Genomic DNA, 12,433 nt, shown 5'->3' with positions numbered 1-12,433 from the left:
CGCCTCGTGGAAATGTCACTGACCCGATGCGAGGTATCACCCCATGGACGCACCCGGCAACATCGCCTGGGCGGTCACCGCAACCGCCCTAGTCCTTCTCATGACGCCCGGTGTGGCGTTCTTCTACGGCGGTCTCGTCAAGGCCAAGTCCGTCGTCAGCATGATGATGATGAGCTTCGGCGCGTTGGGCCTCGTCGGCGTGCTCTGGATCCTCTACGGCGCCAACATGAGCGTCGTCGACGGCACCTGGAGCTTCGCCGGCAACCCGTTCAGCGATTTCGGCCTCTCGGGCCTCTCGAGCGGCGAGGGCGCGAACGTCGGCCTCCTGGGCACCGCCTACGGCGCGACGTTCGCGATCATCACGGTCGCGCTGATCTCGGGCGCGATCGCCGACCGCGCCAAGTTCGGCGCGTGGATGATCTTCGCGGGCCTGTTCGCCACTCTCGTCTACTTCCCGGTCGCGGCCTGGGTCTGGGGCGGCGGCTGGATCTACAACCTCGGCACGACGATGTTCGGCGAGGAGAGCGGCGTGGCCGTGATCGACTACGCCGGCGGCACCGCGGTGCACATCAACGCGGGTGCCGCGGCCCTCGCGCTCGCCCTGGTTCTCGGCAAGCGCATCGGCTTCCAGAAGGGCATCCTCAAGCCCCACAACGTGCCGCTGACCCTCCTCGGCGCCGCGCTGCTGTGGTTCGGCTGGTTCGGCTTCAACGGCGGCGCGGAGTGGCTGTCGGAGGACATGGGCAACGTCGGCCTCATCACGATCAACACCCTGGGCGCGACCGCCGCGGCCGTCATCGGCTGGATCGTCGTCGAGAAGTTCAAGGACGGCAAGCCGACGTCGGTGGGAGCAGCCTCGGGTGCGGTGGCCGGTCTCGTCGCGATCACCCCCGCGTGTGCCAACCTGACCCCGGGCTGGGCGCTCCTGCTCGGCGTGCTCGTCGGCGCGATCTGCGCCCTGGCCATCGAGCTCAAGTTCAAGCTCGGCTTCGACGACTCGCTCGACGTGGTCGGCATCCACCTGGTCGGCGGTCTCTTCGGAACGATCTACCTCGGCTTCTTCGCGACCGAGACCGGCCTCTTCCTCGGCGGCGGTCCCGACCAGCTGATCGTCCAGGTGATCGCCGCCGTCGGCGTCCTGCTCTACTCGTTCATCGTCGCCTTCGTCATCGGCTTCGTGATCGAGAAGACCATCGGCTTCCGCGTCAAGAACGAGGACGAGCTGGCCGGCGTCGACACCGTCGTGCACGGCGAGGAGGGCTACCTCCTGGACGAGCGCGTCTGATCCTGACGGATCCCCCGGATCCGAAGGCGCCGTGGCAACGCCACGGCGCCTTCGCCGTGTTCGGGCGTTGGCTAGGGTGACGATGTGACACAGCGAAGCGGGCTGCGAGGCATCCTGAGCGCCATCTTCCGGCCCCGCAGGACGACGGTGCCGTCGAGGACCGCGCCGGCGCCTGAGGGCGGCCGCAGCGGACCGACGGCGACCGTGGAGGTCGCGCCTCCCGGCAGGGGAGCGCTGCGAATCGCCTACGCCCCCGATCACGACGGCGACCCGGATGCCGGCGAGGTCATCTGGACCTGGGTGCCGTACGCCGAGAACGACGGCCGCGGAAAGGACCGACCGCTCCTCGTGATCGCGCGCCAGAGCGCCGACCGCGTCTACGCCGTACGCCTCACCAGCAAGCCCCACGACGGCGACCGGGACTTCCTCGCGCTGGGCACGGGGGACTGGGACGCGCAGGGCCGGCCGTCGTGGATCGACATCGAGCAGCTCTACAGCGTGCATCGCGACGGCATGCGGCGCGAGGCATCCGCTCTCGATCTGAACCGGTTCGTGCGTGTGGCCGACGCCCTCCATCGCCGCTACGGCTGGGACGTCGGCAACTGACGCAAGAAGACCCGATCACTTTCGTGACCGGGTCTTCTGTGTTGGTGGGCGATACCAGACTCGAACTGATGACCTCTTCCGTGTGAAGGAAGCGCGCTACCAACTGCGCCAATCGCCCGTTCCCCGAGGGGGACGAGTAACAACCTTACCGGATGGCGGAGCCTGCCTCGAACCACATCGGCGAGACACGCGCGGGGTGCACTCGGTTTTGCAGGACGCTCAGGATCGGTTAGAGTCTTTCAAGTGCCCGGGTGAACAAGCCGGAAACAAAATGCGGATGTAGCGCAGTTGGTAGCGCATCACCTTGCCAAGGTGAGGGTCGCGAGTTCGAGTCTCGTCATCCGCTCGAGTGCAGGGATCTCTTTACGAGGAGGTCACGGCACGTGGGGTCAAACCACACGCGGTGGCGTGGCCGAGCGGCTAGGCACCGGCCTGCAAAGCCGTTTACACGGGTTCGAATCCCGTCGCCACCTCCACTCGAATTGAATAGCCCTTCACGGGCGCGATTGGCGCAGCGGTAGCGCGCTTCCCTGACACGGAAGAGGTCACTGGTTCGATCCCAGTATCGCGCACCACCTGAAACCCCCGCCTCGGCGGGGGTTTCGCCGTTCACGCCCGTTCACCGCACGGCTTCAGGCTACGCGGACGGGCCGCACCGATCACGCGTTCAGCTCGGCGAGGACCCGCGGGTACACGTCGATGTGCGCACGCGCGCCCAGGAAGACGTCGGCGTGGCCGTATCCGCGGAGGACGGTGAGCGAGTGCCGGCCCGGCTGATGCCGCTCGAGGTAGGCGTGGGTCTTCCTCTGGCTCTCGGGAAGGAAGGCGCGATTGTCCGCTCCCGTGAACAGCGCGAAGCGGGCTTGCGTCCGGGGAGCCGTGGCAGTGAATGTGACGGGGAGTCCGCCCTTGGCGCGGATCGGCACGATCTGCCCCGCGCGATCGGAGGCCGCGAGCTGCGCGTAGAAGCTCATGGGCACGCGGCCGAATTCGGTGGCGACCCAGTCGTGCGTCGCGGCATCCAGATTCGCGTGCCGCCACAGCGCCGGATGCCCCGATCCGAGCGCGAAGCTCGCCATGTTGCAGCTCGCGTTGCCGCATTCGGCGTGCCACAGGCGCACGGCGTTGCGGGTCACCCGGGGAAGAGCACCCTCGGGTCCGTCGCGCCAGGGGACGTCCACGTACGACTGCGTCCGCTGAACGAGGGGTCGCAGCGCATGCAGCTTCACCCGCGCGAAGGTCGGCATGACCGGATGCAGCGAGACGCCGTTCGACACGATCACGTCGACCTCGGGTACGAGCCCGCTGACCGCCGCCATGCTGAGCGCGGTCGATCCCTGGCAGTGTGCCACCGCCCGCAGCGACGATGCGCCCGTCTGCGCGAGCACGAAGCGGACCGCGGAGGGAACGTCGTGCAGCGCGACGTCGTCGAGCGTCCACGGCCGCGGGTCGAGATCGGTCGAGCCGCGCCAGTTGAGCATCCACACGTCCCAGCCGTCGTCGAGGAGCACGTCGACGAGCGTGCGGGCGACCGGAGGGCGGAACGACTCGGCGCGCATCGCGACGCCGTGCAGCAGCAGCACCGGCCCTTTTGTGGGCTCGGTGTCGGTGCGCACCCTGATGAGGGTGATCGCTGCACCGTCGCCCGCGTCGATGAAGTGCACCTCGTCGTGATGCCGGAAACGCGCTGTCGCCCTCACGATCCGTCCTCCGGCGACGGCGCCGACGAGACCGCAGCCGGAACGGTGCCCGGTGCGGGCGGTCCCGGGCGCAGGTACACGTCCTTCATCGAACCCGCGAAGAACGCCCCGAAGCGTGCGATCGAACCGAGCGGACCCGACCCCGACCCGCGGAAGGTCGTCAGCTGACGGGCGAAATCGAGCGGCAGGATGCGCAGGATGCCGGCGCCGATCACGTCCGCCGGAGCGTCCTGCGCGCCGTTCTCGCCCGGCGGGACGTGCCCGCGCATGAGGGTGATGTACAGCGTGGAGGTGTCGGTCCACATGTCGAACCCGCGGTCGTTGCGGACCGTCTTGAAGCCGTACATCGTGAGCGGCTGGCCCGACAGGTCGCTGAACCAGAGCCGGTAGCGCATCTCGCGGGTGAGGGCGGCGTCTGCTGTGACGAACAGGTTGGCCCATCCGCGCTGCACGGGCAGCCGCCCGCCGAGCAGGTCGCAGTCGACGTACCCTTCGGCGATCGCGGTGTGATCCTCACCGGCGGCGAAGCGCTCGACATCCGGTGCGGTGATCGTGAGCTGGAACATGAATCGCTGTGCGAGCTGGCGTCCGAGCTCCCAGCCTGCGAGCGGATCGGTCTCGCCCAGGGCCAGGTGGCCTTTCATCTTCTCGGTGAACTCCATGCCGCGGCCGGCGACCGGGTCCGCGGGCGCATCGACGACGGGGACGGGGGCCGAGTCCGCCGCGGCGCGCCGTCGCCGGGGCTTCGGCTTCTCGAGCGCGTGCTCGAGAGCGCGGTCGGCCATCGCGGCGATCGTGAGCGAGGGGTTGGGTCCGACGGGGCCGGGCACGGCCGAGCCGTCCACGACGAACAGCCCGGCGTGGCCGAACGATTCGCCCCAGCTGTCGACGACGCCCTCCTGGGGAGCGCGTCCCATCGGCGTGCCGCCCAGCGGGTGGACGGTCACGACGCGTTTGGTCCACCAGAGCGGGTTGTCGCGGAACTTGCCGCCGAGCGACTCGGTGATGCCCTGCATGGTCTCACGCATGGCATCGAAGTACGCCTTGCTGGTCGCGGTCGTCCACTCCACGTCGATCTCACCGTCGACGAGGGTGATGCGTCCGTCGGGGGTATCGCGGCCCATGCCGAGCAGGGGGAGAGAGCTGGAGGTCAGCCGCCCCTGACCGACGAGCTTGGCCACCTCGGCGGAGATGGTGGACTCGTTCTTGTTCGTCAGCCGATGCGCGAGCATCTGCGAGACGACGCCGGCAGCACGGCGCATCGACGCCGTGACCTGGGCGGTCTCGACCAGCCAGCTGGTGAACTCGGGGAAGCCGGCCTCCTGCACGTAGTACCCGCGGCCCTGTCCTTCCTCGTCCAGCCCATCCGGCTTGCGGATCGCGGTCGTGATGACCGGCCCGTACGCCGGGTCGATCATCCTCGTGTGCCCGGCCTCGGTCGTGGACTGCGCGCCGAAGCAGAAGGTGAGCAGGTCGCCGTTGCCGCTGAAGCGCGTTCCCAGCGCGCGTCCGAGGGCGGGCAGCGCCACTCTGTTGCGCAGCAGCAGCGCGGTGGTGCCGAACGTGCCCGCGCCGAGGAACAGCTGGTCGCATGTGATGCGCAGATGCGTGCGCTCGTGACGGCCGCTCGCGTCGGGCTCGCCGTACCGCACGTAGCGCACTTCGTACCCGCCGCCGTCCCGCGGCGTGACGCCGTAGACCTCGCAGAGGGTGCGCAGCTCCGCGCCGTGCGCGGCCGCGGCGGAGAGGTAGTTGTGGTCGAGCGTGTTCTTCGACCCTTCGTTGCAGCCGATGTCGCACTCGCCGCACAGCCGGCACGTCAATCGCGTCGCGTTGTGCAGGTTGCCGTACGAGGGGACATCGATCACCTGCTTCGGGATCGCCTCGGCTCCGGGCCGCGACGAGAACGACACGGCGAGCGGGGGAGAGAACGCCTGCAGCCCCAGGGTTGCGGCGGCGTCGCGCAGCGCCCGCGCCTTGGGGAGATCGGGAAACGGGTTGGGCACCGGCGTCATCATCGCCTCGACGGCGTCGTAGTGCCGGTCGAGGTCATTGCGGCCGATCGGCCAGTGCTCGTACCCGCCGCCGGGAAGCGGCGAATCGTGGACGAACCAGCGCTCGTCCTTGCGCAGGAGCACGTTGGCGTAGATGAGCGACCCGCCGCCGAGGCCGGCCGACACGATGCCCTCAAGCTTGCGGAAGGACCGCACATCGAAGAGGCCGAGCAGTTCGTCCTTCGGCTCCCAGAACGCCCGGCTCATCTCGTACGGATTGCGCGCGAAGCTCCCCGGCGGATAGGCGCGTCCCCGTTCGAGCAGCACGACGGAGCGGCCCGCTTCGGCCAGTCGGTAGGCGCTGACCGATGCCCCGAATCCGGAGCCCACCACGACCGCGTCGACGTGTTCGGCCGCGGGCATGTCAGTCCACCTCCGCACGAAGCTCGGCGTGCCACTGGTCGTTCTCGTCTTGCGTACGGATCATCGACTCCCTCTCTGCGGGGCTCGGCGACACACTCGGTGGAGACGGTCGTACACCGGAGGAGTCCCGCGCGCCGCAGAAGATACGTCGCCCCGGAACCACCCTCTCGGCACTCAAACTAGTGATCCCCACCGCGGCGCCGCAACGGATGCCTCACCCCCGAGTCGCGGTGCGGAACCGGACTTCCCAAACATCTGGGCGGCGCATGTACGAAGGATGGCCGGTGCGTGCTCTCTTCACTATGATTCGGGCAGATCCACGGACCTGCCCTCCCGCGTTCACCACCGGCTACGAGGAGACCCAAGGTGCTCAGACGCTTCTACGCAAGGATCAATCGCACGAGGCCGTGGTATCGGCTTCCCTTCCTTCTGGGCCTGCTCAACCTGATCGCGCTGCGCGACGAGCTGCGGGAGGACAACCTCGTCGACACCCGCACGCCGGGCGGCGCCGGCCGTGCACCGGGCGTCACGCCGGCGACGGCCGGCGAGGAGCGACGGCGATTCCGCACCGCCGACGGCTCGTTCAACGATCTGAGCGATCCCGACATGGGCAAGACGGGCACGCGGTTCGCACGCAACGTGCCGCTGGCGCACGCCTGGCCCGCCGAGGGCGACGAGCTCATGACGCCGAACCCGCGGGAGGTGAGCCGGAAGCTGATGCGCCGCGAGACGTTCACCCCGGCGACCTCGATCAACCTCCTCGCCGCCGCATGGATCCAGTTCCAGACGCACGACTGGTTCGCGCACGGCAGGGAACCGGCCGACGTCATCGAGATCGACCTCGCCGACGGCGACGACTGGTTCGAGCAGCCGATGCGCATCCCGCGCACGAAGGCGGACGACACCCGCACAGACGCCGACCGCGACCTGCCTCCGACGTTCATCAACAACAACTCGCACTGGTGGGACGCCTCGTCGATCTACGGCAGCACTCCCGAGCGGCGCGAGCAGGTGCGCAGCCACGTGGACGGAAAGCTCGTCCTCAAGGACGGGAATCTGCCGCTCGACCCCGCCACCGGAGTTGCGCTCACCGGATTCAGCGAGAACTGGTGGGTGGGCCTCGGGCTCCTGCACACGCTGTTCACCCTGGAGCACAACGCGATCTGCGATCGGCTGAAGAAGGACTACCCGGGCATGACCGAGGACGAGCTCTTCGGCACCGCGCAGCTGGTGGTCTCAGCGCTCCTCGCCAAGATCCACACGGTGGAGTGGACGCCCGCGATCATCGCGCACCCCGTGCTCAAGGTCGCCATGCGCGCGAATTGGTGGGGGCTCGCGGAGGAGAAGCTCCACCGCATGTTCGGCCGCCTGAGCAAGAGCGACGTCATCAGCGGCATCCCGGGATCCGGGTTCGACCACCACGGTTCGCCGTATCAGCTGACCGAGGAGTTCGCGGCGGTGTACCGTCTCCACCCGCTTCTGCCCGACACCCTCGAGGTCCACGCGCTCGACGACGGCTCGCTGGTGGACAGCATGGAGTTCCAGGAGATCATCCTGCTCAACGCCCACCGCGTGCTCACCTCGGGCGCGAAGGTCCAGGACCTCTGGTACTCCTTCGGGGTGCAGCATCCGGGGGCCGTCCAGCTGCACAACTTCCCGCGCTGGATGCAGGACATCACGCTGCCCGACGGGCTGCGCCTCGACCTTGCCGCCCTCGACGTCATGCGCGATCGCGAACGCGGCGTCCCGCGGTACAACGAGTTCCGCCGCCAGCTGCACCTGAAGCCCGCCGCGACGTTCGATGAGCTCACCGACAACCCGACGTGGGCTCGGGAACTCGAGGACATGTACGGCGACGTCGAGAAGGTCGATCTGCAGGTGGGCATGCACGCCGAGACGCCTCCGCCGGGATTCGGCTTCAGCGACACCGCGTTCCGCGTGTTCATCCTCATGGCCAGCCGCCGGCTCAAGAGCGACCGGTTCATCACCGACTGCTACACCGAGGAGTACTACACGAAGACCGGCATGCAGTGGGTCGCCGACAACACGATGGCGTCGGTGCTCCATCGCCACTACCCGCAGCTCGCGCCGTCGCTCGAGGGCGTGAAGAACGCATTCGCCCCGTGGAACGTCGTCGGCCCCGCGACCGCAGACGCCACCAGCACAGCATCGGCCGCGGCGAGCGCCGCGGGATAGGGAGGGAGCGTCATGACGATCACCGAGACGGACCGCGAAGCGCGGTTCAACCTGATCCGCACCTACTGGGACGTGCTCATGGCCGCGGACATGGTCGCCTTCCGCGACCTGCTCGCCCCCGATGCGGTCATCCACTACCCGGGCCAGAACCACATGTCGGGCGACTACACGACGACCGACGACATCGTCGGTCTGTACACCCGGCTCACCCAGTTCATCAAGGACGGGATGTTCGTGGGCGAGGTCCTGGACATCACCGCGGGCGAGACCTTCACGACCGTCATCCTGAAATACGAGATCCGGATGCCGATCAAGACGCTCCACGGCCGCGCCACGGGCATCTTCATCCTCGACGAGAACCACCGGATCAAGGAGTACTGGCTTCACGAGTGGAACCAGCAGATGATCAACTGGGTCTTCCGCTCGTCACGCTGGTTCGGATGGACGATGAAGCTGCTTCCCAAGAAGAAGACGACGAAGTGACGATGGCGAAATCGAAGACGAACCAGAAGCCGCTCCCGCCCGGACGATTCGGGCTGCCCTGGCTGGGCGAGACCCTGTCGATCCTCCGCAACAACCACGAGTTCTACAAGGAACGCCTCGACAAGTACGGCCCGATCTTCAAGACGCGGCTGTTCGGCAACAGCTTCGTGGTCTTCTCCGGTCACGAGGCGTTCCACACCTTCGCGATCGACGAGCGCATCGTGCGCGGCGACGCCGACCCGATCTCGGCGGAGCAGATCTTCATGAGCTCGCTCGCGCTGATCGACGGCGTGGAGCATCACACGCGCAAGGCGGTCATGCTGCGAGCGGTCGGCTTCCGATCGGCGATCGCGTCGTATCTGCCGACGATGCAGGAGCTGCTCGAACGCTCGATCGACCCGTGGCTCGCCCGCGGCACCGCTCACGACCTGCGCGCCGATCTGCAGCGCTTCGCAGCCCGCCTCACCGGCGCGCTCTACACAGGCGACCGCAGTGAGGAGCACGCGGCCGAGCTCGATCGGCACCTTGCGAACATGCGCGACGCGTTCATGACGCTGCCCGTGCCGATCCCCGGCACCAAGTACGGCAAGGCGATCGCCGGCCGCAAGCGCATGGACGAGATCGTCGGCGAGGCGCTCGCCACGCACCAGCAGGGCGGCTACGACGACATCGTGTCGCGGATGATCGCCGCAGCGAACGACGCCGACGTCCCGGTCGACGCGCTGCGCGGCGACATCCGTCACCTCATCTTCGCGGGGCAGGGCGGCTACTTCGTGCCGCTCACCCTCACCACGATGATCGTCGGCCAGCACCCCGACATCATGGAGCGCGCCCGCGCCGAGGTCCTCGCCGTGTCGCCCGAAGGCCCCGTCACGATGGAGCAGATCGAGCAGATGGAGTACCTCGAGCAGATCTCGAAAGAGGTGCGCCGGTACTTCGCGATGAACTCTGCGACCTTCTTCGGCCGCGTCCAGGCCGACATGGAGGTGGGCGGCTACCGCATCCCCAAGGGCTGGGGAGCGATGGGCGGCATCCACATCAACATGCGCAACCCCGATGTCTTCCCCGATCCGGATCGCTTCGACCCTGATCGCTTCGAGGCGAAGCACGAGGCGGCACTCCCTCCGGGAAGCTACGTCCCGCACGGCGACGGCCAGAGCACTCACCACCGATGCCCGGGCGAGAACATCGTGACGGTCGCGGTCAAGATGTACCTGACGCTGCTGCTGCGCAGGGCCGAGTGGTCGATCCCCGAACAGGATCTCAGCCTCACGAACGAGCTGTTCCCGCTGCCCGCGAGCGGCCTGCGGGTGGAGTTCCGTCAGCATGTCCCGGTCGCGCTCTGACGGCGATGCCGTGCCGATGAGCGGGGAGCGCGGCATCCGGAAGCTGCTCCGCCTGACGAAGCTCATGGTCTACGGCGACCGGCAGCCGATCACCCGCACTCCCGCCGAGCACGGCCTCGCTTTCGAGGACGTCGGCTTCGCCGCCACCGACGGTGTCGAGCTGAAAGCCTGGTACGTGCCCTCCGGCGCCGAGCGCGGCCCCGCGGTGGTCGTCGTGCCCGGCTGGCTCTGGAACCGCGCGGGCAACACTGCCGGCCGCGTGCCGTTCGTCGACCGTGACGTGGACTTCCTGCCGGCCACGAAGGCACTTCACGACGCCGGGTTCCATGTGCTGCTGCTCGACCTCTCGAACCATGGCGCAAGCGGCAAGCGCCCGCCCCTCACGATGGGCCGGTGGGAAGCCCGCGACTTCCAGGGCGCCGTGGCCTACCTGCGAGCACGGAAGGACGTCGACCCCGACCGCATCAGTGCGCTCGGCACGTCGGCGGGCGCGAACACGGTGATGTACGCGATCCCGGACAGCCCGCCGGTGAAAGCGCTGCTCGCGGTCCAGCCCACGCGCCTGCCCGTGTTCAACCGCAACTTCGCCCGAGAGGTGCTCGGCCCGCTGGGCCCCGCGGCGGCGCGCAGCACGGATCTCCTCTACGTCCTGCTCCGAGCGCCCCTTCCGAGCCGTCACAACCCCGCGGACGTCGCCCCTCTCCTCGGGGCCACCGTCGTCCAGTACGTGCAGGGAACCGGTGACCCCTGGGGCGACATGGCGATCGTCGAGGAGTTCTCGTCGCTCACACCGCGCTCGCTCGGAGTGCTCGCCTATCCGTCCACCGGACGCTACGAGGGCTACCAGTACGTGAGCAACGAAGCCGCCGCCGTCGCGGCGTTCTTCGCGGCGAACGGATGACGGCAGAGCGGATGCCGACAGCCCGGCATCCGCTCCCCGTCTCAGCGGTGCCAGAGACCGTCGTGGGCCGCCTGGCGGGTGTACTGTCGCGGGTCGAAGAAGCGGTCGTAGTACTCCATCTCGAGATGCGAGAACTGCAGCCACATGCCGGGCGTGTAAAAGGCGTCCACGTGCGCGGGGAAGCGTCCGTAGGTGTCCCAGATGTAGTTGCAGATCTCCTTCGTGTACGCGATCTCGTCGGGCCCGAACCGCGTCCCCTTCTCAAGGAACGCGCGCGCGTCGTCGGAGTTGCGGTAGGGGCTCGAGAAGACCTTCTCGTTGCCGTACGCCGGCCCGGTGGCGCTGTACTTGGACTCGACCACGCGGTCGACGGCCTCGTCCATCGACGACACGTACGGGGGAGTGAGGCCTTCGAGGATGCCGTCGATCCCGACCGGGTTGGCCTGAGACGCCGGCACCGGTGGCCACTTGTGGTGCTTCTTCGGCTCCTCGAGCCGGAACCCGAGCCCGTGCCACCCTTTGGCGTCGTCCTGCTGCCAGATGTACGGCGGGAACACCGAGCCGTGGATCCACCCGCCCAGCCCCATCGACTGGCCCAGCAGCATCAGGTTCTGGAAGTAGAAGAAGGACTCGTAGTCGGTGCGCAGCGCTCCGCCGAAGCCGAGGGGTGCCTGACTCGCCTTGTTGACGTAGCCGCTGCGCACACGGTCCAGCCCGCCGATCGGGTGGTAGGGGATCTTGGGGCCGATCCCGAGGCCGCTGCCGATCTTGGCAATCCATTCCACTGCGTTCTTCGGGTGGAAGGTGCGCCAGTCGTCGAGGAACAGCGGACGCATGCCTCCGGGCTCGGTGAGCAGGATGATGATCGCGTTGATGTACTGCCACGTGCAGTCGACGACCGGGAAGAAGATCGTCGTCCCGGGGGCGTTGGACGCCTGGTTGTTCCAGCCGAGGTAGTAAGGCCACTCGCGCGGGAAGTCCAGTCGGCGGTCCGACACGCGCACCAGGCACTCATCGGCCGCGCCGATCCAGTCGGCTTCGCTCCAGTCGCCCCACCTCGGCGGCAGATCCTTGAGGAGCTCGAGGGCGCGCTCGCCGCGGGGCGCGCGGAGCAGGAAGATGCCGTCGTCGTTGATCATGAAGAAGTGCGTGGCCTGCGCGTTGTCGGCGCTGCTGCCGGTGCGGGCCATGATGTTCAGGAACGGCGTGCCCAGCTCGTCGAGCCCGTTGTTCTCGACGAGTGGGCCGTCGTGGGTCGTGATGCCGGTGATCCCCGTCACGCACGTGATGAGGATCGCCTCCTCGAGCTTGCTCAGCGGCGCGGGAGCGTTGTGGCTCTCGTGGCTGAGTGGGCCGGCGTTGACCGAGAAGCCCCTCGGGATGCGCCTCGTGCGCCGTTCGGTCAGCGCGGAGAGGAACGGGTATGCGGCGAGGTCGGCGAGCGCCGGGTGGGTCGCGGAAGCCGTGGCCTCGGCCGGGGACGGGTCGATCGATGTCAT

9 protein-coding genes and 4 tRNA genes are annotated in these 12,433 nt (G+C 68.2%); 9 read left to right on the top strand and 4 right to left on the bottom strand.

Annotated elements, in window-relative coordinates; all coding sequences use genetic code 11:
* Positions 1-43: 43 nt before the first annotated feature.
* Positions 44-1,285: an ammonium transporter gene (locus ASF40_RS06120; RefSeq protein WP_056367312.1), complete on the top strand. Its 1,242-nt coding sequence runs from the start codon at positions 44-46 to the stop codon at positions 1,283-1,285.
* A gap of 84 nt (positions 1,286-1,369) precedes the next feature.
* Positions 1,370-1,891, top strand: coding sequence for a type II toxin-antitoxin system PemK/MazF family toxin (locus tag ASF40_RS06115; RefSeq protein WP_082496900.1), 522 nt, complete (start codon positions 1,370-1,372; stop codon positions 1,889-1,891).
* Between the two features lie 42 nt (positions 1,892-1,933).
* Here ASF40_RS06115 and ASF40_RS06110 read toward each other — a convergent pair.
* Positions 1,934-2,009, bottom strand: a tRNA-Val gene (locus ASF40_RS06110).
* 155 nt (positions 2,010-2,164) lie between these two features.
* Between ASF40_RS06110 and ASF40_RS06105 the strand changes: the two genes are divergently transcribed.
* The 3 genes from ASF40_RS06105 (at position 2,165) to ASF40_RS06095 (ending at position 2,466) form a co-directional block, all read left to right on the top strand.
* Positions 2,165-2,237, top strand: a tRNA-Gly gene (locus tag ASF40_RS06105).
* A 56-nt stretch (positions 2,238-2,293) separates the two neighbouring features.
* Positions 2,294-2,367 (top strand) — tRNA-Cys (locus ASF40_RS06100).
* 24 nt (positions 2,368-2,391) lie between these two features.
* Positions 2,392-2,466: transfer RNA gene (locus tag ASF40_RS06095), tRNA-Val, on the top strand.
* A gap of 84 nt (positions 2,467-2,550) precedes the next feature.
* Here the strand turns inward: ASF40_RS06095 and ASF40_RS06090 are convergent.
* The gene (locus ASF40_RS06090) at positions 2,551-3,591 is read right to left on the bottom strand and encodes an alpha/beta fold hydrolase (protein ID WP_235560149.1); all 1,041 of its coding nucleotides are present in this window, start codon (positions 3,589-3,591) and stop codon (positions 2,551-2,553) included.
* Positions 3,588-6,008, bottom strand: a complete 2,421-nt coding sequence (locus ASF40_RS06085; protein ID WP_082496899.1) for a GMC oxidoreductase — start codon at positions 6,006-6,008, stop codon at positions 3,588-3,590. Before ASF40_RS06085 ends, ASF40_RS06090 begins: the two co-directional genes overlap by 4 nt.
* A gap of 366 nt (positions 6,009-6,374) precedes the next feature.
* On the opposite strand from ASF40_RS06085, the gene ASF40_RS06080 reads away from it, so the two are divergent.
* The 4 genes from ASF40_RS06080 to ASF40_RS06065 are packed head-to-tail and all read left to right on the top strand — an operon-like array spanning position 6,375 to position 10,934.
* Positions 6,375-8,204, top strand: coding sequence for a peroxidase family protein (locus ASF40_RS06080; protein WP_200919439.1), 1,830 nt, complete (start codon positions 6,375-6,377; stop codon positions 8,202-8,204).
* Between the two features lie 12 nt (positions 8,205-8,216).
* Positions 8,217-8,687, top strand: a complete 471-nt coding sequence (locus tag ASF40_RS06075; RefSeq protein WP_056367311.1) for a nuclear transport factor 2 family protein — start codon at positions 8,217-8,219, stop codon at positions 8,685-8,687.
* Positions 8,688-8,689: 2 nt separating this feature from the next.
* Positions 8,690-10,033: a cytochrome P450 gene (locus tag ASF40_RS06070; RefSeq protein WP_056367310.1), complete on the top strand. Its 1,344-nt coding sequence runs from the start codon at positions 8,690-8,692 to the stop codon at positions 10,031-10,033.
* Positions 10,034-10,049: 16 nt separating this feature from the next.
* Complete coding sequence (locus ASF40_RS06065) at positions 10,050-10,934, top strand: alpha/beta hydrolase (RefSeq protein WP_162239845.1); 885 nt, start codon at positions 10,050-10,052, stop codon at positions 10,932-10,934.
* Positions 10,935-10,975: 41 nt separating this feature from the next.
* Here the strand turns inward: ASF40_RS06065 and ASF40_RS06060 are convergent, their stop codons facing one another.
* Positions 10,976-12,433, bottom strand: coding sequence for a hypothetical protein (locus ASF40_RS06060; RefSeq protein WP_056367308.1), 1,458 nt, complete (start codon positions 12,431-12,433; stop codon positions 10,976-10,978).

It is taken from the genome of Microbacterium sp. Leaf288 (genome assembly GCF_001422925.1).
In the GTDB taxonomy this organism is placed as follows: Bacteria; Actinomycetota; Actinomycetes; order Actinomycetales; family Microbacteriaceae; genus Microbacterium.
The sequence above is the reverse complement of the archived record's forward strand: the minus strand, read 5'-3'. Positions and strand labels throughout refer to the sequence as shown.

What these genes read in the sequence shown, in the direction of transcription:
- ASF40_RS06075 (WP_056367311.1), top strand. Translation starts at nt 8,217, where the DNA reads ATGACGATCACCGAGACGGACCGCGAAGCGCGGTTCAACCTGATCCGC.
- ASF40_RS06065 (WP_162239845.1), top strand. Translation starts at nt 10,050, where the DNA reads ATGAGCGGGGAGCGCGGCATCCGGAAGCTGCTCCGCCTGACGAAGCTC.
- ASF40_RS06060 (WP_056367308.1), bottom strand. Translation starts at nt 12,433, where the DNA reads ATGACATCGATCGACCCGTCCCCGGCCGAGGCCACGGCTTCCGCGACC.
- ASF40_RS06085 (WP_082496899.1), bottom strand. Translation starts at nt 6,008, where the DNA reads ATGCCCGCGGCCGAACACGTCGACGCGGTCGTGGTGGGCTCCGGATTC.
- ASF40_RS06070 (WP_056367310.1), top strand. Translation starts at nt 8,690, where the DNA reads ATGGCGAAATCGAAGACGAACCAGAAGCCGCTCCCGCCCGGACGATTC.
- ASF40_RS06120 (WP_056367312.1), top strand. Translation starts at nt 44, where the DNA reads ATGGACGCACCCGGCAACATCGCCTGGGCGGTCACCGCAACCGCCCTA.